At 60.8% G+C, this 26,810-nt stretch carries 23 protein-coding genes; 15 read left to right on the forward strand and 8 right to left on the reverse strand.

Features of this window, described 5'->3' with window-relative positions; translation table 11 throughout:
• Nucleotides 1-10 precede the first annotated feature (10 nt).
• A complete protein-coding gene (locus J2X66_RS12590) occupies nt 11-781 on the reverse strand; it encodes an AraC family transcriptional regulator (RefSeq protein ID WP_310264686.1) in 771 nt (256 codons plus the stop codon).
• A gap of 76 nt (nt 782-857) precedes the next feature.
• Between J2X66_RS12590 and J2X66_RS12595 the strand changes: the two genes are divergently transcribed.
• Entirely contained in the window at nt 858-1,550 is a 693-nt protein-coding gene (locus J2X66_RS12595) for an aspartate/glutamate racemase family protein (RefSeq protein ID WP_310264688.1), read from the forward strand.
• 1 nt (nt 1,551) lies between these two features.
• Here J2X66_RS12595 and J2X66_RS12600 read toward each other — a convergent pair whose 3' ends face one another.
• The 3 genes from J2X66_RS12600 to J2X66_RS12610 all read right to left on the reverse strand — a co-directional run bounded on the left by J2X66_RS12600 (nt 1,552) and on the right by J2X66_RS12610 (nt 3,604).
• A complete protein-coding gene (locus J2X66_RS12600; protein WP_310264691.1) occupies nt 1,552-2,073 on the reverse strand; it encodes a GNAT family N-acetyltransferase in 522 nt (173 codons plus the stop codon).
• An 82-nt stretch (nt 2,074-2,155) separates the two neighbouring features.
• Nucleotides 2,156-3,076: a LysR family transcriptional regulator gene (locus J2X66_RS12605; RefSeq protein WP_310264693.1), complete on the reverse strand. Its 921-nt coding sequence runs from the start codon at nt 3,074-3,076 to the stop codon at nt 2,156-2,158.
• A gap of 87 nt (nt 3,077-3,163) precedes the next feature.
• The gene (locus tag J2X66_RS12610) at nt 3,164-3,604 is read right to left on the reverse strand and encodes a carboxymuconolactone decarboxylase family protein (protein ID WP_310264695.1); all 441 of its coding nucleotides are present in this window, start codon (nt 3,602-3,604) and stop codon (nt 3,164-3,166) included.
• 206 nt (nt 3,605-3,810) lie between these two features.
• Here J2X66_RS12610 and J2X66_RS12615 point away from each other — a divergent pair, with 206 nt between their 5' ends.
• From J2X66_RS12615 to J2X66_RS12630, 4 genes are all read left to right on the forward strand, one after another.
• Entirely contained in the window at nt 3,811-5,244 is a 1,434-nt protein-coding gene (locus tag J2X66_RS12615) for a PLP-dependent aminotransferase family protein (RefSeq protein WP_310264697.1), read from the forward strand.
• 123 nt (nt 5,245-5,367) lie between these two features.
• The gene (locus J2X66_RS12620) at nt 5,368-5,661 is read left to right on the forward strand and encodes an antibiotic biosynthesis monooxygenase family protein (protein WP_310264700.1); all 294 of its coding nucleotides are present in this window, start codon (nt 5,368-5,370) and stop codon (nt 5,659-5,661) included.
• A gap of 184 nt (nt 5,662-5,845) precedes the next feature.
• A complete protein-coding gene (locus J2X66_RS12625; RefSeq protein WP_310264702.1) occupies nt 5,846-6,259 on the forward strand; it encodes a cupin domain-containing protein in 414 nt (137 codons plus the stop codon).
• A 228-nt stretch (nt 6,260-6,487) separates the two neighbouring features.
• Nucleotides 6,488-7,198 carry an ATPase gene (locus J2X66_RS12630; RefSeq protein WP_310264705.1) on the forward strand — a complete coding sequence of 237 codons (711 nt, stop codon included), beginning with the start codon at nt 6,488-6,490 and terminating at the stop codon, nt 7,196-7,198.
• Nucleotides 7,199-7,273: 75 nt separating this feature from the next.
• Here J2X66_RS12630 and J2X66_RS12635 read toward each other — a convergent pair whose 3' ends face one another.
• Entirely contained in the window at nt 7,274-12,175 is a 4,902-nt protein-coding gene (locus J2X66_RS12635) for an NAD-glutamate dehydrogenase (protein ID WP_310264707.1), read from the reverse strand.
• 502 nt (nt 12,176-12,677) lie between these two features.
• On the opposite strand from J2X66_RS12635, the gene J2X66_RS12640 reads away from it, so the two are divergent.
• From J2X66_RS12640 to J2X66_RS12685, 10 genes are all read left to right on the forward strand, one after another.
• Nucleotides 12,678-13,031: a hypothetical protein gene (locus J2X66_RS12640; RefSeq protein ID WP_310264709.1), complete on the forward strand. Its 354-nt coding sequence runs from the start codon at nt 12,678-12,680 to the stop codon at nt 13,029-13,031.
• Between the two features lie 269 nt (nt 13,032-13,300).
• On the forward strand, nt 13,301-14,260 hold the full coding sequence (locus J2X66_RS12645; RefSeq protein ID WP_027923426.1) for a MoxR family ATPase: 960 nt from the start codon (nt 13,301-13,303) through the stop codon (nt 14,258-14,260).
• 5 nt (nt 14,261-14,265) lie between these two features.
• Nucleotides 14,266-15,210, forward strand: coding sequence for a DUF58 domain-containing protein (locus J2X66_RS12650; RefSeq protein ID WP_310264715.1), 945 nt, complete (start codon nt 14,266-14,268; stop codon nt 15,208-15,210).
• Entirely contained in the window at nt 15,207-15,701 is a 495-nt protein-coding gene (locus J2X66_RS12655; protein ID WP_310264718.1) for a DUF4381 domain-containing protein, read from the forward strand. The genes J2X66_RS12650 and J2X66_RS12655 overlap by 4 nt, the downstream gene beginning before the upstream one ends.
• On the forward strand, nt 15,694-16,773 hold the full coding sequence (locus J2X66_RS12660; protein ID WP_310264719.1) for a VWA domain-containing protein: 1,080 nt from the start codon (nt 15,694-15,696) through the stop codon (nt 16,771-16,773). Before J2X66_RS12655 ends, J2X66_RS12660 begins: the two co-directional genes overlap by 8 nt.
• A complete protein-coding gene (locus J2X66_RS12665) occupies nt 16,770-18,509 on the forward strand; it encodes a tetratricopeptide repeat protein (RefSeq protein ID WP_310264721.1) in 1,740 nt (579 codons plus the stop codon). Before J2X66_RS12660 ends, J2X66_RS12665 begins: the two co-directional genes overlap by 4 nt.
• Complete coding sequence (locus J2X66_RS12670) at nt 18,506-20,146, forward strand: BatD family protein (RefSeq protein WP_310264723.1); 1,641 nt, start codon at nt 18,506-18,508, stop codon at nt 20,144-20,146. The genes J2X66_RS12665 and J2X66_RS12670 overlap by 4 nt, the downstream gene beginning before the upstream one ends.
• Before the next feature lie 247 nt (nt 20,147-20,393).
• Entirely contained in the window at nt 20,394-21,638 is a 1,245-nt protein-coding gene (locus J2X66_RS12675) for an exonuclease SbcCD subunit D C-terminal domain-containing protein (RefSeq protein WP_310264725.1), read from the forward strand.
• On the forward strand, nt 21,635-25,276 hold the full coding sequence (locus J2X66_RS12680; protein WP_310264728.1) for an SbcC/MukB-like Walker B domain-containing protein: 3,642 nt from the start codon (nt 21,635-21,637) through the stop codon (nt 25,274-25,276). The genes J2X66_RS12675 and J2X66_RS12680 overlap by 4 nt, the downstream gene beginning before the upstream one ends.
• Nucleotides 25,273-25,869, forward strand: a complete 597-nt coding sequence (locus tag J2X66_RS12685) for a glutathione S-transferase (protein ID WP_310264731.1) — start codon at nt 25,273-25,275, stop codon at nt 25,867-25,869. The genes J2X66_RS12680 and J2X66_RS12685 overlap by 4 nt, the downstream gene beginning before the upstream one ends.
• Before the next feature lie 44 nt (nt 25,870-25,913).
• On the opposite strand, the gene J2X66_RS12690 is transcribed toward J2X66_RS12685, so the two are convergent.
• The 3 genes from J2X66_RS12690 to J2X66_RS12700 form a co-directional block, all read right to left on the reverse strand.
• On the reverse strand, nt 25,914-26,171 hold the full coding sequence (locus J2X66_RS12690) for a hypothetical protein (protein WP_310264733.1): 258 nt from the start codon (nt 26,169-26,171) through the stop codon (nt 25,914-25,916).
• Nucleotides 26,168-26,380, reverse strand: coding sequence for a hypothetical protein (locus tag J2X66_RS12695; protein ID WP_310264735.1), 213 nt, complete (start codon nt 26,378-26,380; stop codon nt 26,168-26,170). The genes J2X66_RS12690 and J2X66_RS12695 overlap by 4 nt, the downstream gene beginning before the upstream one ends.
• Nucleotides 26,381-26,495: 115 nt before the next feature.
• A complete protein-coding gene (locus J2X66_RS12700) occupies nt 26,496-26,621 on the reverse strand; it encodes a hypothetical protein (protein WP_275671759.1) in 126 nt (41 codons plus the stop codon).
• Nucleotides 26,622-26,810: the final 189 nt, after the last annotated feature.

The following is a 26,810-nucleotide window of genomic DNA, read 5'->3' on the forward strand; positions in this document are numbered from 1 at the left end:
CCACGTACGACTAAAAGCGCGAGCGGTATTGGCGGGGGGTCATGGCCAGGTGTTTGCGAAAAATGCTGCCCATGTGCGACTGATGGGCGAAACCGCTGTCCAGGGCGATGCTGGCCAACGGCAGGTCCGTGTGTTCGATCATCCGTCGGGCGGCTTGCAGGCGCACCTCAACGAGATACGCATGCGGTGTCAGGCCCATGAGCCGAGTGAAGTCGCGCAGAAAACGCAGTTCGTTGTGCCCGTAAGTCGCGGCCAACTGGTCCAGCGTCAGCGGCTCATGGAACTGCTCGGCGATCTGATCCAGTACCGGGGCGAACGCTTTGGCGTGCAGTCTGGACCGGGTCGTCACCGGCGCCCGGTCAATCAGGCTCAAGGCGGCTTGCTCAAGCGCCATCAGATCCGGTTGAGGGGTGAGCAACAGGCGTCGGATCTCGCGGGCGAACGTCAGCGCCCGTCGATCACCGGGTGACTGAACACGCTGGCGGACGGCTGGCAGCATCTCATCCGCAAACGGCTCATCCAGGCGCATCAACAGGTATTCACCACCGCTCGCCGATTCGGAAAACACCTCGACGCCCACCGGCGTGAACGCCAGCACACCGGGCAAAGTATCGAAATCCACCCGCAAGTCTGAATCAATGGCGTGTACGCCTTGCTGGCGCTCAAGCGTCACGCCCAGGGTCAACGACTGCGCCGGATCACGAACGCTGTAGGCCGCACGGGGCAACAGTTGCAGGCAAGCTCTAGCGCCCAGCACGTACTGGCTCAGCACGCCGGGCATGTGAAATTTCCTGATAGATGACCGTCAAGATCCACGGGATACTCTCGCAAGGTTAGCCATTCACAGGGAGCACCGCATGCGCACCATCGGCCTTATCGGCGGCATGAGCTGGGAGTCCAGCGCCGAATATTATCGCCTCATCAACCAGCAGGTTCGTGACCGGCTCGGGCCGTTGCGTTCGGCGCAGTTGCTAATGTACAGCGTCGACTTCGGGCCTGTCGAACAGGCCCAGCATGCCGGGCGCTGGGACGATGCGGCGGCGATTCTGGTGGACGCGGCGCAACGGCTTGAGGCTGGCGGCGCCGAGTGTGTGGTGCTGTGTACTAACACCATGCACAAGGTGGCCGGGCAGATTCAGGCCGCGATCACTGTTCCGTTCCTGCACATCGCCGACCCGACCGGTGAGGCAGCGGTCGATGCCGGTGCGCTGAAGGTCGGGTTGCTGGGGACCGCGTTCACCATGGAACAGGATTTTCTCAAGGACCGTCTGAGCGCGATGGGCTTGACCGTGCTGGTGCCGGAGGCCGAGGAGCGCAACGCCGTGCACAGGATCATCTACGACGAGTTGTGCGTCGGGGTGATCAGCGAAACATCGCGCAAGGTCTATCAGCAAGTGATCGAATCGCTGACCCAGCGCGGTGCCCAGGCGATTATCCTCGGTTGCACGGAGATCGGCATGCTGATCAAACCCGAACACAGCGCCCTGCCCCTGCTCGACACCACCGAGCTGCATGCGCAGGCGGCGGTGGCGTTTGCACTGGGCGACTGAGTCAATCGGCGACAGGTGTGCGACGCAGACGCGCCATGCTCAGGGTGTCGACCAATCGGCCATCACGCACGGCGTAGTCGCGGAACAGGCCTTCGGTTTCGAATCCGAACTTTCGGTACAGGCCGATGGCCGCTTCGTTGTCGGCGTACACCGAAAGCTCGACCCGTCGCAGGTTCATCCAGTTGTCGGCGATGTCCAGCACCGCCGCCAACAGCTTCGAACCCACGCCTTTTCCCTGCCACGCCACCGCGACGCCCATGCCAATACTGCCGGCATGGCTGCGGCGGATCCGCGAAAACTGTTCCAGGCCAATGTTGCCGATGACCGTGCCTTGATGCAGCGCGACCAGTTTCACCAGCCGTTCGTTATCCGAGGCCAGGCGCTGGCGCCAGATCTCGGTGGATTGAAACGGCATTTGCAGGACCTGACGGGTAATGGCCGGGTCGTTGTAGAGCGCGGTGACGCCCTCGATGTGGGCTTCGCTGAAACGTTCGAGGGTGATGACCGGTTCGGTGGCAGGCATGGGTGATTCATCCTTGATGCAGACATGGCCGCTTACTCTACAACGCATTCTTCAGGCATGGATCCCACATTTTTGACCTTGGTCAGCTCTCGAACCACTCCCGGCGCTCGTTGAAGGTGTTATGGATCAGCTCGACGATCATCTTCACATCGGCCTGACCTTGAGTGTCGGCATTCACCGCCATCCAGACCTGACGCTGCATCGGCTGCTCGAACAGTTCAGGCAACGCAATCAAACCGCGGTCGAACTGGCTGATGTAGCGCGGCAACAACCCGATGCAGGCACTGCAGCGTATCATCTCCAGCATCAGCTCATAGGAATGCAACTGCACCACGCCGGCCAGTCGCTGATCCACCACGGTGTTCCACGGCCGAAAACTCTCGACCTGACGGTCATGCTGCCACTGCACGAGCATGAAGTCGGCCAGATCATCGAGGCTGTCCGGCCGCGCCGCGACCCGCGAATAGCGTTTGGCGATGTGCGGCAGATACTCCAGACGCGCCAGACGTTGCGGCTCACTAACCGCAAAACTAGGCCCCGGCAGCGGCGAATCCGTGCCGGCCAGCCACAGCACCACATCGGCGCTGATCGCTTGCAGGCTCAGCTCACTGTCGAGGGTGATGATGTCCAGGCGCACGCTGGCGTTGCGGCGCAACAAGGCGACCAGGTCACGACCGAGGATGTCATGCAGGATCGACTCCGCCACTGCCAGGCGAATCAGCGGTTGCTCGATCACCGGCGCATCGCGCTCATGGGCCATCGCGATCAGTTGCGCCTGAAGCGCCAGGCCTTCACGACTCAGGGCCAGGCCATTGTCCTGGTGATTGAACAGTGAACATTGCAATTGCGACTCAAGCTGCGCGAGATGTTTGCGCAACTGCGTGGATTTGATATTGAGGCTGCGAGCGGCTTGCATGAAGCACCCGCAACGAGCGCTCACCCGGAAGGACTGCGCCAGTACCGGGTCGATGCCGGCCGCATAGGTGGATTCCATCAATGACATCTTTGACTCCCTGTCGATCTATCCTTGAAAACCTCATCCTGCGCAGCGTGTATGAACCTGATGTGACACCCGGTGCGGATAATCGATTCAGCCGCCAGGGGTTTGCCGAAAACTCACCGCCAGGCGATTCCAGCTGTTGATGGTGGTCACGGCAATCGTTAAATCGACGAGCTCCGCTTCGCTGAATTGCTCCCTCGCCAGTACGAAAACGTCATCCGGCACGTGGCTTTCGGAGAGCAGTGTCACCGCTTCGGTCCAGGCCAGCGCAGCCCGCTCTCGAGGGTTGAAAAAGCCGCTGTCGCGCCACACGACGATCGAATACAAGCGCCGATCGGTCTCGCCCAGACGACGTGCGTCCACCGAATGCATGTCGGTGCAAAAGGCGCAGCCGTTGAGTTGCGAGGCGCGGATCTTGATCAAGTGCAACAAGGCTGACTCGATGCTGAGGTTGCTGGTCAAGGCTTCCATGGCAATCATCGCTTTCATCGCTTTGGGCGACGCGCTGTAGTAATCCAGTCGGGAACTCATGGGGCGACCTCGTGACGCGATGATGTGTATTTCACGGTAGTCGTCGAGGCAGCGGCGTGACAGAGCCAATTCTGCGGAATAACCGTGGACCACTCGGCATCAGGCCAATCCCGGGGTTTTCGCCTGCGCAACTTCTGCACGGCCGCGCATGCGGGTAATCTGGCGCAACGCACACGCGCCTCAACCGCTGCAGGAGCCTCGCCGGTATGGAACTTCATGTTGTCATCAACGGCCGCAAAGACCTGACGGGCCAGTTGTACAACCAGTTGCGCAGCGCCATCGAATCCGGGCGCCTCGCCGCCGGAACCCAACTGCCGCCCAGCCGCTTGCTGGCCGAACAGCTGGGGATTTCGCGCAAGACCATTTCCGACACCTATGCGCAACTGACCTACGAAAACTACCTCACCGGGGTAATCGGCAAGGGCACTTACGTAAATGCGCGCCCCTCGAAAGTCGCCCGTAAACAGAGCCATTCCGAGCTGGCGAGTTTTGAGGTGATCGAATCCTGGCGCCAACTGCCGGTGTTCCTGCGGCATCCGACGCTGGAAGGCTCGTTGCGTTATGACTTCATTGGTGGCGCCACCAGCAAGGGCCAGTTCCCGCAGGATGACTGGCGCCGCTGCACCTCCCATGCCTTGCGCCAGATTGCCGGTTCCAAGGGCTTCTACAGCCTGCCCGAGGGCCTGCCGGCGCTGCGCAACGCCATCGCCCGGCACATCGCGTTCTCGCGCGGGGTCAATTGCCAGGACGAAGACGTGGTGGTGTGCAACGGCGCGCAACAGGCGCTGGACCTGATTTCCCGGGTGATCACGCGCCCCGGCAGCATCGTCGCCATGGAGGACCCCGGTTACCCGCCGGCCCGCCTGTTGTTTGGTTCGCACGGTGCCACGGTCATTGGCGTACCGGTGGACGCAGAAGGCATTCAGGTGGACAAAATCCCCCTCGGCACACGGCTGATCTACGTCACACCGTCCCATCAGTTCCCGCTGGGCCTGCCGATGAGCCAGGAACGCCGGGTGGCCCTGCTGGAACGCGCTTATGAACTGGGCGCAATCATCATCGAAGACGACTACGACAGCGAATTTCGCTACGAAGGCCGCCCTACCGATTCGCTGCAAAGCATGGATGAACGCGGGATCGTCGCCTACGTCGGGACGTTTTCGAAAACCTTGCTGCCGGAGTTGCGGCTCGGCTATGCAATTTTGCCGCCGGCGATTCTCGAAGCGGTGATCCGCGCAAAGCAACTCACCGACCTGCACACCTCGACGATGCCGCAGTGGGCACTGGCCAAATTCATCGCCGAAGGTTGCCTGCTCAAGCATATCCGCCGCTGTCATACGATCTATGCCGGGCGCCGCGAACGTATCCTGGCGCGCATGGCGGGCGACCTGTCGCCGTGGTTCGAGCCAGTGCCGACCACGGCCGGGTTCCACATGGTGGTGATGTGCAAAGTGCCTTTCGATCTGGCTCTGGTGATTGAATTGGCGAAAAAGGTCGAAGTCGGGCTCTATTCGATCGAGGCCTTTTACTTCCAGCAAGCGCCGCAGGCCGGGCTTTTGCTGGGTTTTGGCGCGATTGACACCCTGGACATCGACACCGCCCTGGACCGTCTGCGCGACATTTTGCAGCAGGTAGCCTGACAGATTGGTCTGCGCCTTTACCGGGTGATTGGCTATTGGTGGTCCGGGGTTGCAGGCCTATCCTGCATAAGCGTTATCCCTCAATGAGCAGGATTCGTCCGGCCTGATTCAGGAGTGTGAGCAATGTCCAACGACGTGATCAATACCGTACAGGTGCAGGCTGCCGCCGGCCGCTCGGATGAACTGGGCAAGCAACTGCAAAAAATTGTCGAAACCCTGCGCGAGCTACCGGGCTGCGACTCTTATATGGTCGACCGCTGCCCCGAGGACACCAACCGCTGGACCGTCAGCGCGCGCTGGCAATCGGAAGCGGCGATGCACTCGCATTTCAACTGCCCGGAAGTCCAGGGCTTTATCGGCCTGATTGACCACCAACTGGCGAGTGCCGTGGATTTCAACAGCTTCCCGATCCGCTAAAGCTCCCTGTAGCCGCTCTGTAGCAGCCGCCGAACGCAGCCTCGCGTTGTTCGACAGCTGCTACAAGGCATACGTAATTCGGGGGCTGGATTGGTCCCCTCACCTTCCCGAATATTGGCTGTTTGATTGGTCCACCCTGCGGACTATCGTTGTTGCTGACGATAACCACCGCAGGTACTGAACCATGAAAGCTTTGCGTTTCCTTGCTGCCCCGCTTGCTGTCCTCGCCCTGACCGCCTCAGTCACCGCGCTCGCCCACGAAGGCCCTTCAGAAAAGGTCACGGTGCTCCAGGACGAATTGCTGAAAAACGTCCCCGGCAAAAAAGCCATGATGATCGAAGTGGACTACAAGCCAGGCCAATCCTCGATTGCCCATAAGCATGAAGGCACGGCCATGGCGTACGTGATTTCCGGCTCGATCACTTCCCAGGTGAAGGGTGAAAAAGCGATCACCTACAAGGCCGGCCAATACTGGTACGAGCCGGCAGGATCGGAGCATTTGGTCTCGAAAAACGCCAGCGCCACCCAGCCCGCCAAACTGCTGGTGTTCATGGTGTTGTCGCCCGATGAGAAAGTGTTGATCCCCTTGGAAAACTGATGGCTGCACGTGCAGCTATAAATAAATTGGTTCGAACTTCGATTTCGGGCCTTTTTATTTCCAGGCGCAATTAACCGACTTTACTTAAACCAAATAAAACTATTGACCTCCCAACAAGCACACCCATTGGTTATTTAATTCAGTGAAGACAGGTCTAGTCTGGAATCACCGCCGGACACTACCGGCATTCAAACTTTCCGATTTAGATTGATTCACTGGAGTAACACCATGAAATTTGCACTTGTCAGTACCTTGGCGATGACGGTTGTTTTAACCGGCTGCTCGATCCCTACCGCCCCGAGTGCGGTCTCTTCGCTGGACGGCATCTTCACTGCGCCTGTCGGCCGCAGCAATGCCACGACTATTCCTAATGGCAGTAACGTCTCGCTGGGCATCGTCTACAGCCGTAACACCCAGACCAATCGCGCCTACCTCCAGGACTACCAGGCCAACGCGGGCACCGGTTTCGGCCAGAGTTTGCTGGTGCAGCCGATTCATGACGCCTTCGTCGCCACTTCCAAGCCTGACCTGGCCGTGGATTGGATCAAGGCCTCGTTGCAGCGCCAGTTCGGCTCGGTCACGGTGTACCCGGACATACAGAGCCTCAAGGCGGCGAAACCGGACGTGGTCGCGATTGTCGACAGCCGCAGCCAGTTGATGACCTCGCGCAGTTCGGATATAGCGGCGGATGTCAGCGCAGACTTTTACGACACTAACCTCAACTATATTGGCACCGCACAAGGGCATGATGCGAAAGCACTGAGCCCTCTTTGGGCGGACTTTAAACCGAGCTCGGAGATCGTTTCGGATATTAACGAGCAACAGAATGTGCAAGTCAGGGCGCTGCAAAAGTTTGACCAGTCGCTCAGTAATTTATTGACCAGCCCGACAGATAAAGTGTCGATGCTGGATAATAAGACGGCTCGGAAGTTGTATTGAGGCAGACGACCCCATAACCATCAGGCAAAAAAAACCCCGCATGTCTCCATGCGGGGTTTTTTCATCCAGCGCCTATCAGGCCGCCGGCTCCAGCTCTTCACTAACGGCTGCAGTGGTGGTTACCACCGCTTGCCCGCTCAACGCCAGGTCCAGCAACTCACGGTTGGCCACCGCGTACATGGCGTAGTCCGTGCCGCTGGCGGCACGGATTTCCACCAGCATCGCGCGCCAGCGTTCGATCATGCCTTCGTGCGCTTCCATCCACAGCGCCAGGCGTGTTTCCACGTCCTGAGTGCCATCGCCCTGTTGCAGGACGGAGATGGTGATTGCACGTTGCTGCCAGTCGACGTCATCACGGAACGCTTCACGGGCGAGGGCCTGCCAGTTGTTTTCAACCGGCAGCGCGCTGATCTGTTGCAGGTACCAGGTGATGTCCAGCGCGCTGCCGACGGCGAAGTAAGCCTTCGCGACGTCTGCTGCGTTCTGGCCGGTCACGTCCGACGCTTCGATGATTGGCAGCAAGGTGTACAGGTGAGTGGTGCCTGCAACCATGCGCGCCAGCAACTCAGGTACGCCAGCAGCGACGTAAGCCTGATAGCGGGTCTGCCAGCCTTCGCGGGTCGGGCCTTCCAGCAGTTCGTCGAGCTTGAGGCCCAGCGCTGCCAGATGTGGACCGAAGTGCGCGACGTCACGAGCGGCGTTCTGCTCGTTACGACGGCTGCGCAGGAACCAGCGCGTGGCGCGACGGCCCAGGCGCATCAGCTCGTCCATCAGTTCCAGTTGCACGTCAGCGGAAACCTGGTAGTCCAGGGCTTCGATCTGACGGAACCAGTGCGGGAGATGGAAAATGTCACGCACGATCACGTAGGCGCCCGCCACGTTCGCCGGGCTCATGCCGGTCGACTCTTTGAGTCGTTGAACGAAGGTGATGCCCATGTGGTTGACCAGGTCGTTGGCGATCTGGGTGCTGACGATTTCGCGCTTCAGACGGTGACGGCGCATGGCTTCGGAGAACTTGCTCACCAGGGTCGGCGGGAAAGCGGTTTCCATGTCGCGGGTCAGGTAGTCGTCGTCCGGCACCAGGGAGTTGAGCAGCGCCTCCTTGAGGTCGATCTTGCTGTAGGAGATCAGCACCGACAGCTCGGCGCGGGTCAGGCCGTGGCCCTCTGCAACGCGCTCGTTGATCGCTTCTTCGTTCGGCAGGAACTCGATGGCGCGATCCAGCTTGCCGCGGCCTTCCAGGTCGTTCATCAGACGCTTGTATTCAGCGATACGCGGCAAGGCACGACGCGCAGCCAGGGACAGAGCCTGAGTCTGCTTGTAGTTGTTGCCCAGCACCAGGCTGCCGACTTCGTCGGTCATGCTCGCCAGCAACTGGTTACGTTGCTTGTCGGTCATGTCGCCCGCTTGAACCACTTCGTTCAGCAGGATCTTGATGTTGACTTCGTGGTCGGAGCAATCCACGCCACCGGCGTTGTCGATGAAGTCGGTGTTGGAACCGCCGCCATTGAGGCCGAATTCGACTCGACCCAGTTGGGTCATACCGAGGTTACCGCCCTCGCCCACGACCTTGCAGCGCAGTTCGTTGCCGTTCACGCGCAGCGCATCGTTGGCCTTGTCGCCGACATCGGCGTGGGTTTCGCTGCTGGCTTTGACGTAGGTCCCGATGCCGCCGTTCCACAGCAGGTCTACCGGTGCCTTGAGCAAGGCATTGAGCAGTTCGGTCGGAGTCAGCTTGTCAGCCTGAATGTCGAAGCGCTCTTTCATCTGCGGGGAGATCGCGATGCTTTTCGCGCTACGGGAGAAGATCCCGCCGCCTTCGGACATGATGCTGGTGTCGTAATCCGACCAGGCCGAACGCGGCAGGTCGAACAGGCGCTGACGTTCGGCGAAGCTGTTCGCTGGCTCCGGGTTCGGGTCGATGAAGATATGCAGGTGGTTGAACGCGGCCACCAGTTGCAGCGTCTCGGACATCAACAGGCCGTTGCCGAATACGTCGCCGGCCATGTCGCCGACGCCGACCACGGTGATGGTGTCTTTCTGGACGTTGATGCCGCGTTCGCGGAAGTGACGTTGAACGCCGACCCATGCGCCTTTGGCGGTAATGCCCATCTTCTTGTGGTCGTAACCGGCGGAACCGCCGGAAGCGAACGCGTCACCCAGCCAGAAGCCGTAGTCGATGGCGATGCCGTTGGCGATGTCGGAGAAGGTCGCAGTGCCCTTGTCCGCTGCCACCACCAGGTACGGGTCATCGTCGTCATGACGCACGACGTTGGCCGGCGGCACCAGCGCGCCGTCTTTCAGGTTGTCGGTGATGTCCAACAGGCCCGAAATGAAGATGCGGTAGCAGGCGATGCCCTCGGCCGCGATCTCGTCACGGCTGCCGCCCAGTGGCAGGCGACGCGGCAGGAAGCCGCCCTTCGCGCCCACGGGCACGATGACCGAGTTCTTCACTTGCTGGGCTTTTACCAGGCCCAGCACTTCGGTGCGGTAGTCTTCTTCACGGTCGGACCAGCGCAGACCACCACGAGCGACGTTGCCGAAGCGCAGGTGCACGCCTTCGACGCGAGGCGAGTAAACGAAGATTTCGAACTTCGGTACCGGCTTCGGCAGCTCTGGAATCTGGTGCGGGTTGAACTTGAAGCTGAAGTACGACTTGTTCTTGCCGTTGGCATCAGTCTGGTAGAAGTTGGTGCGCAGGGTGGCCTTGATCAGGTCCAGGTAGCGACGCAGGATGCGGTCTTCGTTCAGCACCTGGACTTCGTCCAGAGCGACGATGATCGCGTGTTCCAGGCGTTGCTGCTTGTCTTCCAGATCATCGCCCGACAGTTTGCGCGCCAGGTAGAAGCGGGTCTTGAACAACCGGGTCAACTCGCGAGCGATGTCGGTGTGGTTGTTCAGGGTGCTGGCGATATAGCCCAGGTCAAAGCCCAGACGGATCTGTTTCATGTAGCGAGCGTAAGCACGCAGCAGCGCCACATCGCGCCACGGCAGGCCGGCGGTCAGCACCAGGCGGTTGAACGCATCGTTCTCGGCATCGCCACGCACGATATGAACGAAAGCGTCCTGCAGCGTGTCGTTGAGTTGCTGGATGTCGAGTTCCAGGCCTTCGGCAGCGGTGAACGCGAAATCGTGAATCCAGAACTCGCGGCCATTGGTGTGACGCAGGCGATACGGGAATTCACCCAGCACGCGCAGGCCGAGGTTTTCCAGGATCGGCAACACGTCGGACAGCGCCAGCGGTGTGTCGGCGTGATACAGCTTGCAGTGCAGCATGCGCTGGCCGGACACCTGACCCAGTGGCTGATAGAAGCTCATCACCAGTGGATTTTTTTCGTTCAGGCTCAGCAGGTGCTGCATGTCGACCACGGCCGAATGGGCGGCGAAACGCTCGCGGTAACCGGCCGGGAAGCCTTTCGGGAAGTCAGCCAGCACGTTGGTGCCGTGGGCTTCGCCGAAGCTTTCCACGACCAGGCTCGCGTAGTCGTCCTGCCAGCTGCGGCAGGCTTGCACCACTTCTTTTTCCAGCAGAACCGGGTCGATATCGAGGCGATTCTTCGGATCGACACGCAGGATCAGTTGCACGCGGGCCAGCACGGATTCGGAGAAGAACGTCCAGAATTCACAATCCGAGGCTTTCAGGCGATCCATCAGCACTTGCTGGATCTTCTGGCGCACTTCGGTGGAATAGATGTCACGTGGCACATAGGCCAGGCAGTAGCAGAAACGGCCGTACGGGTCTTTGCGCAGGAACACGCGAATCTTGTTGCGTTCCTGGATCTGCACGATCGACATCACGGTGCTGAACAGTTCGTCGACCGGGGTCTGGAACAGGTCATCGCGCGGCAGCACTTCAACCACCTGCGCCAGTTCCTTGCCCAGGTGAGCCTTGGCCTGGAAGCCGGAACGGCGTTCGATTTCTTCGACCTTGCGACGGATGTACGGGATGACCCGCACGCTCTCGCCATACACCGAAGAGGTGTACAGGCCCATGAAACGGCATTCCTTGACCACATTGCCGTCAGCATCGATTTCACGGATCGACACGTAATCCGGGTAAGCCGGACGGTGTACACGGCTTGGGTGCGCAGCCTTGGCGAACGACAGCAGAGTCGGTTCGCGCAGGTAGTTCACGGCGTAGTCTTCGATGCGCAGGTCATCGTAGGTCAGGCCGGTACGCAGCAGTTTGGTCAGACCGAGGAAGGAATCCTGGTCGTAGACGATGTGGCCGCCGTCGGCTTCATCGCGTACCACGAACTCTTCGTAGCCGAGGAACGTGAAGTGGTTGCCCACCAGCCATTCCAGGAAGCTTTTGATTTCGCCTTTTTCTTCAGGGTCGACCGCGTACTGGCTGTTGTCCAGACCGGTGAGGATTTCCTGGACCTTGGCTTTCATCGGTTCGAAATCGGCGACGGCGACGCGGACTTCACCGAGTACCTGCTCCAGCTCTTTGCTCAGGACATTGAGCTCGGCGGTGTTGGCGCAACGGTCGATTTCCAGGTACATCAGCGATTCTTGAAGAATGCCTTCGCCCTGGGTGCCTTTGGGCAGGATTTCCAGCAATTCGCCCTTGCTGCCGCGACGCACGCTCAGCACAGTGGTTTGCAGGGTATGAATGCTGTAGCCGCGACGGTTCAGCTCGGTACGCACCGAGTCCACCAGGAATGGCAGGTCGTGGTGCAGCACTTCGACCGCGGTGTGGGTCGACTGCCAGCCGTGGCGTTCATAGTCGGGGTTGTAGACGCGCACTTGCGGTTGCGCGTGATCGAAGCGCTCAAGCAGGCGCCACGCAGAAAGGGTGCAGCCGGCGAGGTCGGACAACCGACGCTGGGTCAGCTCGTCCAGGGAAATGATGCCGAAGAATTGTTCAGCGAACAGCGCCACTTGTGGCAGTGCCTGTTCACTGATGTGCTGTGCCAGTGCCGCTTGCAGTTGGTGCTGGAAGTCGGCTTTGCTGGCTGCGGTGAAGAACGCCATCTGTGGTACTCCGCTTGGGCTTGTTATTGATGGAAGCGTCGCGTGCAAAACCCCTTTCGGGGCGATCCGTCACCCTGCTCCTGATTCTCGGGCAGAGGAAACAGGGGACAGGTGGGTGAAGCTGGACGAGACACTCAGGTCACATTCACCTTCCATGAATGGGCATCTGCAAAACCGACTGGGCTGCGAACAGCGCAATGTCTTTACAGGTGCTCATCCGTTGCGCAGCTTAACGAGTGCGGCGAGGCCCGTGCTTGCGGTGCTGCGACATATTCGGTCATCGGTACGCAACTGGCGGCACACGCCTCGAACAACACTAGCAGCCGCAGGCAAAAACGGGCGTTTTATCCCCGGTTTTCCGGCACCTGCGTACCAGAAATGACCAGTAACACTCCAGGTGTCCACGCCCCTCCTCTGACACTCAGCCGAGCAGAAATTCCGTTGGGCTGGCAGAATTGCGCTTTGTGCGTCTTCACCACGCTCGTCGAGCCAGGAATTTCCCATGCAAATGACCACCGCCCTCTTGATTGTGAACCCTTGCGATGACGAGGAAGACAACATGGCCATGCTCTGCTGCCACAGTGAGGCGGGTGACATGTTCCTGATGAGCCGCTACCCGGACGAGGACGAACTGGAAATCACCCTCGACGGCGAGCCTTCGACGCTGGACGGAGTGAAAGTCACCCTCAGCCCTACCCGCCTGCTGATCGAAATCGCCGCGGCGGATGCGGATGCGCTGAATGGGGATGATTCTTTGGAAATCATTCACAACACGGATGCGGGGGATTTGGCTGAAGTCGAGGAAACCTTGCAAAACATTCTTAAAGGCACTGGCACCTTTATCAGCCAGATTTGAGGTGTTGGATCTGACCTCATCGCGAGCAGGCTCACTCCTACAATTGATCGTCGTACACCGTCAATGTAGGAGTGAGCCTGCTCGCGATGGGGCCGGCACAGCCACCCAATCACTCCCCTGTTAGAAAAAATCCAGCAATTAGCCCAACCATTTCCCGCACTTTGCACAAAATGCCGTTAGTCCCCGCCCCCCGCGATGGATTAAAGTAACGCCCCCAGCCCAAGCGTTATTCGAACGACTTCGGCCACCTTTTCCAGGAACAGTCATCGATGGAACATCGTGAAGCGCTGCTCGCGCTGCGAACCTTTCTTTCAACGCAGATTCTCGGCCAGGAAAAACTCATCGAGCGTTTGCTCATCGCGTTGCTTGCCGACGGCCACATGCTGGTCGAGGGCGCCCCGGGCCTGGCCAAGACCAAGGCCATCAAAGAACTTGCCGAAGGGATCGAAGCGCAGTTCCACCGCATCCAGTTCACCCCCGACCTGTTGCCTGCCGACATTACCGGTACCGAAATCTATCGCCCGGAAACCGGCAGCTTTGTCTTCCAGCAAGGCCCGATCTTCCACAACCTGGTGCTGGCGGACGAAATCAACCGTGCCCCGGCCAAGGTTCAGTCGGCGCTGCTCGAAGCCATGGCCGAGCGCCAGGTCAGTGTCGGGCGCAGCACCTATGAGCTGTCGCCACTGTTTCTGGTAATGGCCACGCAAAACCCGATCGAGCAGGAAGGCACTTACCCGCTGCCCGAAGCGCAGCTCGACCGTTTCCTGATGCATGTGAAAATCGGTTTCCCGGACGCCGCGGTTGAACGCAAGATCCTCCAGCAAGCCCGTGGCGAAGCCCTGAACGGCGAAACCAAGCCGGAACGCCGGGTCAGCCAGCAGGCGATCTTCGCCGCACGCAAGGAAATCCTCGGTTTGTACATGGCCGACGCCGTGGAGGAATACCTGGTGCAACTGGTCATGGCCACGCGCAACCCGGGCAAGTTCGACCCGGAAATGGCCGACTGGATTGCCTACGGCGCCAGCCCTCGCGGTTCTATTGCGCTCGACCGCTGCGCCCGCGCCCACGCCTGGCTGGCCGGCCGCGACTTCGTCAGCCCGGAAGACATCCAGGCCGTGCTGTTTGACGTGCTGCGCCATCGCATCATTCTGTCCTTTGAAGCCGAAGCTGCTGGCATCGACCAGGACCGGGTGGTCCAGCGGATTCTCGACGTCGTAGCCGTCGCTTGACCCCGATGAACGCCCTACTGCCGCCCGAGCCGGGCATCCGTATCAGCCTCGCCGAGCTGATCGACATGCGCCATCGCGTGCGGGAAGTGCAGTTGTTTTCCACGCCGAGCCAGCGCAGCCCCCTGATTGGCCTGCACCACTCGAAATTTCGCGGGCGCGGGGTGGATTTCGACCAGGTGCGGGTGTACCAGGCGGGTGACGATGTGCGCACCATCGACTGGCGCGTGACTGCGCGTACCCAGGAGCCTCACACCAAACTGTTCCATGAAGAACGCGAACGGCCGATTTTCATCATGGTCGAGCAAAGTTGCCGGTTGTTTTTCGGTTCGGGCCTGATGTTCAAATCGGTGCTCGCCGCTCAGGCTGCCAGCCTGATTGGCTGGGCCGCGCTGGGTCATAACGACCGGGTGGGCGGGTTGGTGTTCGGTGACAACGAGCATTACGAAATCAAGCCGCGGCGCAGCAAACAGAGCCTGCTGCAATTGCTCAACCGGCTGGTGCGGGTCAATCAATCGCTGCACACCGAAACCGAGCAGAACCGCGACTCCCTCAACCTGGCCCTGCGTCGGGCGCGGGAAGTGTTGCGGCCCGGCAGTCTGGTGATCGTGATCTGTGACGAGCGCGCCTTGACTGAAGGTTCAGAACAACAGTTGAGCCTGCTGTCGCGCCATTGCGACCTGTTGCTGCTGCCCCTCTCCGATCCGCTGGATCACGCCCTGCCCGCCGCCGGTTTGCTGCGTTTCGCCGAACGCGGCGCGCAACTGGAACTCGACACCCTGAATTTCGAACTGCGCCAGACCTATCGCGCCCAGGCCGAAGCACGCATCGCCCGCTGGGAATTGCTCGCCCAGAAGCTGCGCGTGTTGCTGATGCCGTTGAGCACCCAGAGCGAGATGGTCGAACAACTGCGCGAATTCCTGAACCCACAGAAACCGGGGAAAGGTCGATGAGCAGCCTCGATCAACTGCAACCGCTGATTAGCCCGCCGCCCATCGAATTCTGGCCGCCCGCGCCGGGCTGGTGGCTGTTGCTGTTATTGCTGCCGCTGATCGGCTTTGGCCTGTGGCGGATGCGCCACTTGGTCGTGCGCAAACGTCCCATCGTTCGCGCCGAACAACCGCTGGACCCGGTGCGTCTCGCCGCGCTGGCCGAACTGGCGCAAATGCCCAAGCCCTACGACGGCGCACCGGCCGGCGCCTGGCTGCAGCAGCTCAATGGCTTGCTCAAGCGGCTGTGCCGCAACCACTACCCCTACAGCCAGAGCCACACCCTCAACGGGCGCAAATGGCTGGCCTTTCTCGACAACCGCTGCCCGGCGGCCGGCCTGACCCGCTGGATGGTGCTGGTGGAAGGCGCCTACAAACCCGAATGCAAACTCGACGACAAGGCCATCGCCGGCCTGACTCAGGCCGTCGACACCTGGATTCGCAAACATGTTTGAGTTCGCCTGGCCGTGGATCTTCGCCTTGCTGCCCTTGCCGTGGCTGATGCGCGTCTTGCTGCCAGTGGCCGACAGCGGCGAGCCGGCCCTCAAAGTCAGCTTCCTCAATGACCTCGAAGGCCTGGCCCGCCGCCGCGCTCGGGCGAACCTGCCGGCCTGGCGTCAGCAGGCACCGTTCATGCTGTTGTGGCTGTTACTGCTGATCGCCGCCGCGCGCCCGCAATGGCTGGGTGAACCGCTGCCGATTGCCGCCAGTGGTCGTGATTTGCTGGTGGCGGTGGACGTGTCCGGCTCAATGGATTTCCCCGACATGCAGTGGCAGGACGAAGACGTCAGCCGCTTGAGCCTGGTGCAGCATTTGCTCGGTGATTTCCTCGAAAGCCGCGATGGCGATCGGGTCGGCCTGATCCTGTTTGGCAGCCAGGCCTATCTGCAAGCGCCGCTCACGTTCGACCGGCACACCGTGCGCGTGTGGCTGGATGAAGCGCGGATCGGCATCGCCGGCAAGAACACCGCCATTGGCGACGCCATCGGCCTGGCCCTAAAACGCCTGCGCATGCGTCCGGCACAGAGTCGTGTGCTGATTCTGGTCACGGACGGCGCCAACAACGGCGGCGAAATCGACCCATTGACGGCGGCGCGACTGGCGGCCAACGAAGGGGTAAAAATCTACCCCATCGGCATTGGCGCCAACCCGGAAGAAAGCGGCACGCTGGGCTTTTTGGGGGTCAACCCGAGCCTGGACCTCGATGAGCCGGCCCTGAAAGCCATCGCCGAAGCCACTGGCGGTCAGTACTTCCGCGCCCATGACGGCAACGAACTGCAGATCATCAAGGACACCCTCGACAAACTCGAGCCCGTCACGCAACAACCGACCCAGGCCCGCCCGGCGCAGGCGTTGTATCACTGGCCGCTGGCGCTGGCTCTGTTGTTGAGCATGCTCTTGGTCGTTCGCGAGCGCTGGCCGGATAACCCGTTGCAACGCCTGTTTACCAAGGACCTGTTCTTGCAATCGCCCCTGCCTGACTGGCGCCAGCGCCTCAAACGCCTGCGCCTGCGGAGACGCCGATGAGCGCGCTCTGGCCTTTCTGGTTCCGTCCTTGGTGGCTGTTGCTGTTGCCGGTACTCGGCTGGCTGCTGTGGCAACTCTGGCACCGGCAAAAGCGAGCCGGGCGCTGGCAGATGATTCTGCCGCCAGCCTTTCACGCCGCACTGCTCAGCGGCGGCAACGGACGCGACAGCAAACTGCCATGGGTCGTGCTGGGCCTGGCCTGGATGTTGACCGTGCTGGCGCTGCTCGGCCCGAGTTGGCAACGGGTCGAACAAAACAGTCAGAAACCCGCCGACCCGCTGGTAGTGGTGCTTGAACTGACCCCGGAAATGCTCGCCACCGACGTGACACCGAACCGGTTGGAGCAGGCTCGGCGCAAGCTCCTCGATCTGCTTGAGGTGCGCAGCGACGCTCAGACCGCCATCGTCGTCTACGCCGGCAGCGCTCACACGTTGGTGCCGCTGTCGGATGATCTGTCGACCAGCCGCAACCTGCTGGATGCGCTGAAACCCTCGCTGATGCCCGAGGCTGGCCATCGCGCCGACCTCGCGGTGAGCAAGGCCCTTGCGTTGCTCAGTCAGGGAGCCCTGGGCGATGGCCGGATCCTGCTGATCGGTTCGACCCTGACCGAACAGGAACGCGAAGGCATCCATAAGGCTCTGGACGGTCACTCAACCGAATTCTTGATGCTGGGCATCGGCACCGCCGAGGGTGCGCCGGTGGCTCAGGAGGATGGCAGCTTCCTCAAGGACAGCGAGGGCGCCATTCTGGTGCCGCGCCTGGACAACTCAAGCCTTAAAGCTTTTGCCCATGATCTCGGCGGACGCTATCGCCAGGCGCAACTGGACGAGGCCGACCTGCGTGCGCTTGGCCTGCTGGATGGCCCGCGCATGCTACGCAATGACGGACAAATGTTGCGTCTCGATACCTGGGCCGACCAGGGTTACTGGCTGTTGCTGCCGCTGTTGCTGCTGGCGGCGTGTGCCGGGCGGCGCGGCTGGTTGTTCTGCCTGCCGTTGCTGTTGGCGCTGCCACAACCGAGTTATGCCTTCGACTTCGAAGACTTATGGCTGCGCCCCGATCAACGGGGCCTGCACTTGCTCAGGCAAGACCATCCGGCCAGGGCTGCGCAGTATTTCCAGGACCCGCAATGGCAAGGCGTGGCGCTGTATGAAGCCGGCGACTACAGTGGCGCCGCCCAGCGGTTTGCCCAAGGCAGTGACGCCCACGCCCACTACAATCGAGGCAACGCCCTGGCCAAAAGCGGTGAGCTGGAAGCTGCGCTGGATGCGTACGAACAGGCGCTGGAATTGCAACCGGATCTGCGCCCGGCCTTGACCAACAAAGCGTTGGTGGAGAGTCTGCTCAAACAGAAAAACACCCCGCCGCCGGTAGAGCCCGAAACGCCTGACGACAACAAGGCACCGTCCGCCGCGCAAGAATCGCAGCCCGGCGCGGCCACGCAACCGACGAGCGAAGGTGAACCGCAGACCGACGTCCAACAGACCACACCGGACGCCCAACAACAGGCCACCTCGCCGCCGAAACCGGGCGCCAATGAAGTGCCGGGCAGCGAGTTGGGCGACGAGCAAAGCACCCGGCCGCCACCGCGCCCGACCAGCGACACGATCGAAGGCGAACAGCTTCAAGCACTGGAGCAATGGTTGCGCAAGATCCCGGATGATCCGGGTGAATTGCTCCGGCGCAAATTCTGGTACGAACAGCAACAACATCAGGATCAGGGAAAAACTCGATGACCCGCTTCACCCTCTTCATACTCGCCCTGCTGTGCTGTGCCGTCCAGGCACAGGCAGAGGGGCTGGTTGCCAGCGTTGATCGCAGTCGCCTGAACTCCGGCGAGACGGTCGAGCTGACTCTTGAATCCAGCGACGTCACCCAGTTTGGCAAGCCGGACCTGAACCCGCTGGAGCCGATGTTCGAAGTGCGCGGCACCCGACAGGTCAACCAGTTGAACACCCTCAGTGGCGACAACCGCGCGACCACGCGCTGGATCATTACCTTGCTGCCCAAGGAAAACGGCAGCGTGACCATTCCGCCGTTGCAACTGGGCGAGGCGCAGAGCCAGTCGATCACACTGCAAGTGGTCGAGAGCGAAAACCAGGACACCGCGACCAAACTCGCCCCGGTGTTCATCGACGCCAGCCTCGACCAGAGCAGTGTGTACGTGCAGGCCCAGGCGATCCTGACTTTGCGCATCTACCATTCGGTGTCGCTGTACGACGACAGCAGCCTGACCCCATTGCAGGTGCCCGATGCGCGCATCGAACAGCTGGGCGAGTCGCGCACCTACGAGAAAGTCATCAATGGTCTGCGCCATGGCGTGATCGAAATGCGCTACGCGATTTATCCGCAACACAGTGGCGAATTGGCGATTCCGGCGCAGATCTTCAGCGCCACACTGGTCGACTCCCAGCCGGCACAGGACGCCGCCGCCCAAGTGCCAAAATCCGGCAAGCTGATGCGCGTCAGCTCTACGCAAATGTTGCTGACGGTCAAGGCCAAACCGATCACCTACCCTGCCGATCTGCCCTGGTTGCCGGCCCGCAGCGTAACCCTGAGCGAAAGCTGGAATCCGGAACCGGACCATGCGCAGGTCGGCGACTCGCTGACCCGCAGCCTGATCCTCAAGGTTGAAGGCCTGGCCAGTTCGCAACTGCCACCGCTGCCAGCCACCGATGTCAACGGCTTGCGGCGCTACCCGGATCAACCGGTACTGGGTAACCAGAACAGCGAACGCGGCCTGATCGGCAGTCGTGAAGACCGTGAGGCCCTGGTGCCTGCGCGCAGCGGTGCCATCGAGTTGCCAGCAGTGGACGTAGTCTGGTGGAACACCTTCGAAGATCATCTGGAACGCAGCAGCCTGCCGGCGCGCACCCTGCAGGTCGCGAACAATCCGAGCATGCAGGTCGATACGCCAGCCGGGATGCCTCAGGCCGGTTTCGTCGCGGATAGCGAAACCCTGTGGCGCTGGAAACTCAGCACGCTGATCCTGGCCTGCACCACCCTGCTCGGCTTCGGCCTGTGGTGGCGAGCGCGCTGGCAACCGGCGATCCTGCGTGCCACGCAGACCGGCCCAAGCCCGCGCACCGTGCTGGATGACCTCAAGCGCGCCTGCCTGGCGAACGATCCACACGCCACCCGCCAGGCGCTCGACGCCTGGGCGCGGCAACAACCGGAAACCCTGGCCGACATGGCCGCCCGTTTCGTGCCCTTGTCCGATGCGCTGGACGGCTTGAACGGTGCGCTCTACAGCGAAACCGGTCAGCACTGGCAAGGCGAAGAACTGTGGCGGGCGATCAAGGCCATCCCGATTGCCGAACGGATTCAGGACCCGGTGGGTGATAGCGGGCTGCCTCCGCTATACCCCAAGTAATCGAGCTTTTGCGGCGAGGGGGCTTGCCCCCGTTCGGCTGCGTAGCAGTCGTAAACTCAGGCGCTGCGATATGTCAGTGAAATTGCTGGGGCCGCTTCGCGACCCAACGGGGGCAAGCCCCCTCGCCACAAGTCCGCGGTTTGATCACATCCACCGCGCGCCACGCTTTTTTTGCCAGTAAACTCCCTCCCCTTTAGCCGCCTTCATTCCTCACGCGGCCATTACCTTATTTCCAACGGAGTCCGCCTTGCGTCTGTTCCACACCTCCGACTGGCACCTTGGGCAGAATCTGCACGGCCAGGAACGCGATTTCGAGCACGCCTGTTTTCTCGAGTGGCTGTTACGCCAACTGAAGCTGGACCAGCCCGATGTGCTGCTGATCGCCGGCGACATCTTCGATACGGTCAACCCGCCGGTCAAAGCCCAGGAACGCCTCTACGATTTCATCGTCAGTGCCCACGAGCAGCAGCCGTTGCTGACCATCGTAATGATCGCCGGCAACCACGATTCCGGCTCACGAATCGAACTGCCCGCGCCATTGATGCGACGCCTGCGCACCCATGCGCTCGGCCGCGTGCTGTGGCTGGATGATGGTCAACTGGATGCTGAACGCCTGTTGCTACCGTTACCGGATGCGAGCGGTGAGGTTGCCGCCTGGTGCCTGGCGCTGCCGTTCCTGCGCCCTGCCGAAGTCACCGGTGCGCAGTTGGGCGACAATTATCTGCGCGGGATTGGCCAGGTTCACGAATGGCTGATCGAAGCGGCCAACGCCAAGCGCACACCTGGCCAGGCATTGATCGCCATCAGCCACGCGCACATGGCCGGCGGTTCGGTGTCTGAAGATTCCGAGCGCAGCCTGATCATCGGTAACGCCGAGGCCCTGCCCGCCAGCCTGTTCGGCCCCAGCATCAGCTACGTCGCCCTCGGTCATTTGCACAAGCCGCAGAAGGTCAACGGCGAAGAGCGCATCCGCTATAGCGGCTCGCCGATTCCGCTGTCGTTCTCCGAGATCGGTTATCAGCATCAGATTCTCGACGTCGCCCTCGACGGCGAAACCCTGGTCAGCGTCGAACCGAAACTGATTCCACGGGCAGTGAACCTGCAACGCATCGGCCCGGCGCCGCTGGCAGAGATCCTCCTGCAACTGGCGGACCTGCCCAACATCGATTTGCTGGCCGACATCCAGCGCCAACCGTGGCTGGAAGTTCGGGTGCGCCTCGACGAGCCACAACCCGACCTGCGTCATCAGGTGGAAACCGCCCTGCAAGGCAAAGCCGTGCGTCTGGTGCGCATCGCCGCCGAATACGCCGGCAATGGCAGCCGCGATGGTGTCGACGACGGCACCACGCTGGTGGAACTGGACCAGCTCACACCTCAGGAATTGTTCAGTCGCGCCTGGCAGGACAGCTACGGCAGTGAGGTCGATGAGCAAACGCTGAAGGACTTTGCCGAGTTACTGCAAGATGTGCAGATGGGGAGCGAACAACCATGAAGATCCTCGCGATCCGCCTGAAGAACCTCGCCTCCCTGGCCGGTCCCTTTGAGATCGACTTCACCGCCGAACCCTTGGCCAGCGCCGGTTTGTTTGCCATCACCGGCCCGACCGGCGCCGGCAAGAGCACCTTGCTCGATGCCTTGTGCCTGGCTCTGTTTGGCGCCGTGCCGCGCCTGAGCAATGCGCAAGTGTCCGCGAAAGCGCCGGACGCCGATGGCGAAATCAGCACCGGCGACCCGCGCACGCTGCTGCGTCGCGGCACCGGCGAAGGCTATGCCGAAGTGGATTTCGTCGGCATTGACGGTCGCCGCTACCGGGCGCGCTGGGAAGCCAATCGCGCCCGGGAAAAGGCTGGCGGCAAGTTGCAAGCCAGTCGCCAGAGCTTGCGCGACATCGATCAGGATCAACTGCTGGCGAGCCAGAAAGTCGAGTTCAAAACCCAGCTCGAATCCGTATTGGGCCTCAATTTCGAGCAGTTCACCCGCGCTGTGTTGCTCGCCCAGAGCGAGTTCAGTGCCTTCCTCAAGGCCAACGACAACGAACGCAGCGAACTGCTGGAAAAACTCACCGACACCGCGCTGTACACCCAGCTCGGTCGTCGTGCGTTCGACAAGACCAAGGAGGCGCGTGAAGCGCACAAGCTGTTGCAAGACCAGGCCACCGGCGTGACGCCGCTGGCGCCCGAAGCCCGCGCCGAACTGGATGAACGCTTCAATGAAGCGCAGCAACAACTGAAGACACAGCAGGCGCAGCTCAAGCAGCTTGAGCTGCAACACACCTGGCTCAAAGACCTGCGCCAGTTGCAGGAAGAACAGCAGAGCGCCACGGAGCAATTGACCGGCGCGCAGCAGCATTGGGAAAGCCAGGTTGGCGAACGCCTGAAATTGACGCGCCTGGAGCAATTGGCCCCGCAACGGCATCAATTCGCCCGCAAAACCGAACTCACCGCCCAGCTCACACCGTTGGCCGAACAGATTCAGCACCACACGCAACAGCAACAGGAACTGACGCTGCGCCAGGCGCAACTCGAGCAGAGCCTGAGCAGCGCCCACACCGCACTGACCGAAGCGCAACATCAGCACACCCACAGTGCGCCGTTGCTGCGCCAGGCCTTTGAAGCGCAAAGCACCCTCACCCGTCTGGTCAAGGACACGAGCCTCAGCGCCGATCTCAAGCAGCAAGCCGAACTGGCCTGCACTCAGGGTCAGAACACGATTCAAGGTTTGCTGGACCAACAGAAACTCGTCGCCGAACGCCTGCAACGCATCGCCGGCGAGCTGGAACAAAGCGCCGCTCTGGCGCCGCTCAGCGAGGCGTGGAATGCCTATCGCGATCGCCTGCAACAGCTGATGTTGATCGGCAATCGCCTGAACAAGGGCCAGGCCGAAATGGCCGACCTTGAGCACAGCGCCACTCGCGCAGCGCAAGCATTCGCCGTGCAAAAGCAGCAGTTGGAAGTGCTCTACAAAGAGGCAGGCGCCGAGCCCGAGGCCGTGGCTGAACAGATCCAGTTACTCGGCAATCTGTTGCAGGACAACCGCAAGCAACTGCGAGCCTTCGAAGAGCTGACACGACTGTGGACCCAGCAGCGGGAACTGGACAGCCGTGGCGCGGAGCTTCAAAAACGCCAGTCGACCGCTCAGCAAGAACGGGATCGGCTGACCCAGGACGGGGTAAAAACCAGGAACGAACTGACGGTCGCCGAACAGACCCTGACCGTCACCCGCGAACTGCTGGAGCGTCAGCGTCTGGCCCGCAGCGCCAGCGTCGAAGAATTGCGTGAGCAGTTGCAAGACGATCAACCGTGCCCGGTTTGTGGCAGCCCCGACCATCCCTATCATCAGCCGGAAGCGCTGCTGCAAAGCCTCGGTCGTCATGATGAAAGCGAGCAGGCCAACGCGCAGAAAGCCGTCGACCAGCTGAAGGAAAGGCTCACTGACTTGCGCGGCGAAGTCGGTGGCTTGATCGCTCAGCAAAAAGAGCTGTTACAGCAGCAAGAACAGCTCGCCACCCAGCAACAAGCCCTGACGCCAAGCCTCGACGCTCATCCCTTGTCGGCGCAATTACTGGCGCAGGACACGAACAAACGCGATGCCTGGCTGACACAGCAAAACACTCAGTTGAACCAGAGCATCACCCAGGACGAACAGCGGCAAACCGCCCTGCTCACCTTGCAACAGGACGCCGCACGCCTTCAGCATCAACTGCGCAGTGCCGAAACTGCGAGCCAGCAAGCGGCGCAGCACTTGAGTACTCAGCAACGCGAGTTGAGCAGCGATCGCCAGCGTCTGGATGAAGAACTGACGGCGTTCAGCACCCTGCTTCCGCGCGAGACGCTGGAGGCATTGCGCAACGAGCCCGCCGCGACGTTCATGCAACTCGACCGGCAGATTGCCCAGCGCCTGGAGCAACTCGACCAGCAACGCGATGAACTCAGCGAACAGCTGCAACGCCAGCAGACGCTGGAGAAAGAACAGGACCGCCAGCAGACGCGCCTTCAGCAACTGGAAGTTGCCAAGCAGCAGTTCGATACCCTCGCCGAGCAGCAGCAAGCCTGTCAGCAGACCCTGACGCAATTGTTGGGCGCACACGCCAGTGCCGAGCAATGGCAGCAGCAACTCGATCAAGCGGTCGAACAGGCACGCACCGCAGAATCGACCGCCAATCAGGAACTGCAAACCGTGCGCACGCGCCTGGTGCAATTGGCAGCCGAACTCAAGGCCCTGCAGGAACGCTCGTTGGCACTGGAAGCCGAAGACCGTGAGTTGAACAGCAAGATTGCTGATTGGCGCGCGCTGCATCCGGAGCTGGATGACGGTGGTCTGGAAGCGTTGCTGAGCGTCGACGACCAACAGCTCAGCGAACTGCGCCAGCAATTGCAGCACAGCGAAAAAGCCATCGAACAGGCCAAGGTCTTGTTGCAGGAGCGCGACAAGCGCCTGCTCAACCATCAAGCGCAGCACAACGGCAACCTCGACGCCGAACAATTGGCTAGCGCGCTTGCCGAACTGCAAAACCTGTTTGCCGCCAGCGAACACCGCTGCGCCGAGCTGCGCGCCGAACAGGCCGAAGATCAGCGTCGGCAAAACGCCAATCAGGCGCTTGCACAGCAGATTGCCGATGCCTACACCGAGTATCAACGCTGGGCGCGTTTGAGTGCCCTGATCGGCTCGGCCACCGGCGATACCTTCCGCAAGATCGCCCAGGCGTACAACCTCGACCTGCTGGTGCATCACGCCAACGTGCAACTGCGCCAACTGGTGCGCCGTTATCGGTTGAAGCGCGGCGGCAGCATGCTTGGGTTATTGGTGATGGACACCGAGATGGGTGATGAACTGCGCTCGGTGCATTCGTTGTCGGGCGGCGAGACGTTCCTGGTGTCGTTGGCGCTGGCATTGGGCCTGGCGTCGATGGCCTCGAGCACGCTGAAAATCGAATCGCTGTTCATCGACGAAGGCTTCGGCAGCCTCGATCCGGAATCCCTGCAACTGGCCATGGACGCGCTCGATGGCTTGCAGGCTCAGGGTCGTAAAGTCGCGGTGATTTCCCACGTGCAGGAAATGCATGAGCGGATTCCGGTGCAGATTCAGGTTCATCGCCAGGGCAACGGCCTGAGTACGCTGGAGGTGAAATGAATACGCTGTATTCGTTCCGCCGCTGCCCGTACGCCATGCGTGCGCGCATGGCCCTGCGCTACTCAGGGGTCGCGGTTGATATCGTCGAGGTCAGCCTCAAGGCCAAACCCGCCGAGATGCTCGCGCTGTCGAACAAAGGCACGGTGCCGGTGCTGAACGCTGATGGCCGGGTAATTGATGAAAGCCTGGCGATCATGCACTGGGCGCTGGCGCAAAACGATCCGCAGGACTGGCTGCTCAAGGATGATCCCGCCGGACAGGCGCAGATCACCGCCCTGATCGAAGCAAACGATCAGGTGTTCAAGGTGCATTTGAATCGCTACAAGTACGCCGAACGTTATCCCGAGCAGCCGATGGAGGTTTATCGGGCGCAAGGTGAAGTGTTTTTGCGTCAGCTTGATGAATGGCTGCAGGGGCGCGAATACTTGCTGGCAGCACATCCAAGCCTCGCGGATGTAGCGTTGTTGCCGTTCGTACGGCAGTTCGCCCATGTCGATCGCGAATGGTTTACACAGACGCCTTATGTGCGGTTGCAGGAATGGTTGCAGCGGTTTCTGGAGTCGGACCTGTTTACCGGCGTGATGCAAAAATAACTACACCCTGATCCCCGCTACAAAGTGTGTGTCGTCCAGGCGATTCAGGCGAACACTTCGCACATCTGCAACACCGAGCAATCCACCTGGAATGGCCCAAGGAAATCGAGCTGGCGCTTGATCGGTGGATTGCCCGCCAACAACCCCAACGCTTTCTGCGTTTCGATATTGCGTGCGAGGTTGTGATTGGCCTCTATCGACCGGGCCACGGAACCGGCCGAGCCCTGCCCGATGCCCAGCAACGAAGCGCCGTTGGTTATGATTGCCAGAAAGGCGATTACCCAGAGTTTGCGCCCTTTCATGCTCCGACCACTCCCGCCATTTCTGCGTGATCGACCACGACGTCTTGAGCGCGGTGTTCGAACTGGATGGCGGGATAAGCGACCTGAATCGGTGCGTCCACGGTGTGTTGCGATTGAGCCGAAAGGCTGACCACCAGCACCATTGAAACGTAAAGACCGATGGCCAGGTAGGCGCCGTGTTTGGCAGAAGTGAGGATTGAGCTGGCCATGGTGTTCTCCGTGGGCATGTTTCGATGCCCACAGAATCAATCAAAAATGCTGTGGTAACCACTCAGGGTTATCCATAGTGACCATCAGCTTCGTTGATCATTAAGCCGATCTATTTCAGTCGTTGATAAAACTCATCATGCGTTCGCGGGCCGCGTCCGGTTCGTCTGGAACGGGCTGTGCGTCCGAAAGAATGGGGGTGGAATACAGAAAAAGAAGAACCACTGCCAGACGCATCGCCATGCTGTCGATCCTTATTATTAGAAAAGGAGTCAAAAACTCAGCGTCAAATCTAGACTCGTGGCCATGTGATATCAAGTCGAGAGTAGGTGGCAATGTGATGCTGTCGTAAACGCGTTATGCAGGAGCGACATCACTCAGGTTTCTCAAAGCTTTTCAGCCTGATCAACGCAAGTGACTTCGCTCCTGCAT

Source organism: Pseudomonas sp. 3296, assembly GCF_031456615.1.
GTDB lineage: Bacteria > Pseudomonadota > Gammaproteobacteria > Pseudomonadales > Pseudomonadaceae > Aquipseudomonas > Aquipseudomonas mucoides.

What these genes read in the sequence shown, in the direction of transcription:
- J2X66_RS12590 (WP_310264686.1), bottom strand. Translation starts at nt 781, where the DNA reads ATGCCCGGCGTGCTGAGCCAGTACGTGCTGGGCGCTAGAGCTTGCCTG.
- J2X66_RS12595 (WP_310264688.1), top strand. Translation starts at nt 858, where the DNA reads ATGCGCACCATCGGCCTTATCGGCGGCATGAGCTGGGAGTCCAGCGCC.
- J2X66_RS12600 (WP_310264691.1), bottom strand. Translation starts at nt 2,073, where the DNA reads ATGCCTGCCACCGAACCGGTCATCACCCTCGAACGTTTCAGCGAAGCC.
- J2X66_RS12605 (WP_310264693.1), bottom strand. Translation starts at nt 3,076, where the DNA reads ATGTCATTGATGGAATCCACCTATGCGGCCGGCATCGACCCGGTACTG.
- J2X66_RS12610 (WP_310264695.1), bottom strand. Translation starts at nt 3,604, where the DNA reads ATGAGTTCCCGACTGGATTACTACAGCGCGTCGCCCAAAGCGATGAAA.
- J2X66_RS12615 (WP_310264697.1), top strand. Translation starts at nt 3,811, where the DNA reads ATGGAACTTCATGTTGTCATCAACGGCCGCAAAGACCTGACGGGCCAG.
- J2X66_RS12620 (WP_310264700.1), top strand. Translation starts at nt 5,368, where the DNA reads ATGTCCAACGACGTGATCAATACCGTACAGGTGCAGGCTGCCGCCGGC.
- J2X66_RS12625 (WP_310264702.1), top strand. Translation starts at nt 5,846, where the DNA reads ATGAAAGCTTTGCGTTTCCTTGCTGCCCCGCTTGCTGTCCTCGCCCTG.
- J2X66_RS12630 (WP_310264705.1), top strand. Translation starts at nt 6,488, where the DNA reads ATGAAATTTGCACTTGTCAGTACCTTGGCGATGACGGTTGTTTTAACC.
- J2X66_RS12635 (WP_310264707.1), bottom strand. Translation starts at nt 12,175, where the DNA reads ATGGCGTTCTTCACCGCAGCCAGCAAAGCCGACTTCCAGCACCAACTG.
- J2X66_RS12640 (WP_310264709.1), top strand. Translation starts at nt 12,678, where the DNA reads ATGCAAATGACCACCGCCCTCTTGATTGTGAACCCTTGCGATGACGAG.
- J2X66_RS12645 (WP_027923426.1), top strand. Translation starts at nt 13,301, where the DNA reads ATGGAACATCGTGAAGCGCTGCTCGCGCTGCGAACCTTTCTTTCAACG.
- J2X66_RS12650 (WP_310264715.1), top strand. Translation starts at nt 14,266, where the DNA reads ATGAACGCCCTACTGCCGCCCGAGCCGGGCATCCGTATCAGCCTCGCC.
- J2X66_RS12655 (WP_310264718.1), top strand. Translation starts at nt 15,207, where the DNA reads ATGAGCAGCCTCGATCAACTGCAACCGCTGATTAGCCCGCCGCCCATC.
- J2X66_RS12660 (WP_310264719.1), top strand. Translation starts at nt 15,694, where the DNA reads ATGTTTGAGTTCGCCTGGCCGTGGATCTTCGCCTTGCTGCCCTTGCCG.
- J2X66_RS12665 (WP_310264721.1), top strand. Translation starts at nt 16,770, where the DNA reads ATGAGCGCGCTCTGGCCTTTCTGGTTCCGTCCTTGGTGGCTGTTGCTG.
- J2X66_RS12670 (WP_310264723.1), top strand. Translation starts at nt 18,506, where the DNA reads ATGACCCGCTTCACCCTCTTCATACTCGCCCTGCTGTGCTGTGCCGTC.
- J2X66_RS12680 (WP_310264728.1), top strand. Translation starts at nt 21,635, where the DNA reads ATGAAGATCCTCGCGATCCGCCTGAAGAACCTCGCCTCCCTGGCCGGT.
- J2X66_RS12685 (WP_310264731.1), top strand. Translation starts at nt 25,273, where the DNA reads ATGAATACGCTGTATTCGTTCCGCCGCTGCCCGTACGCCATGCGTGCG.
- J2X66_RS12690 (WP_310264733.1), bottom strand. Translation starts at nt 26,171, where the DNA reads ATGAAAGGGCGCAAACTCTGGGTAATCGCCTTTCTGGCAATCATAACC.
- J2X66_RS12695 (WP_310264735.1), bottom strand. Translation starts at nt 26,380, where the DNA reads ATGGCCAGCTCAATCCTCACTTCTGCCAAACACGGCGCCTACCTGGCC.
- J2X66_RS12700 (WP_275671759.1), bottom strand. Translation starts at nt 26,621, where the DNA reads ATGGCGATGCGTCTGGCAGTGGTTCTTCTTTTTCTGTATTCCACCCCC.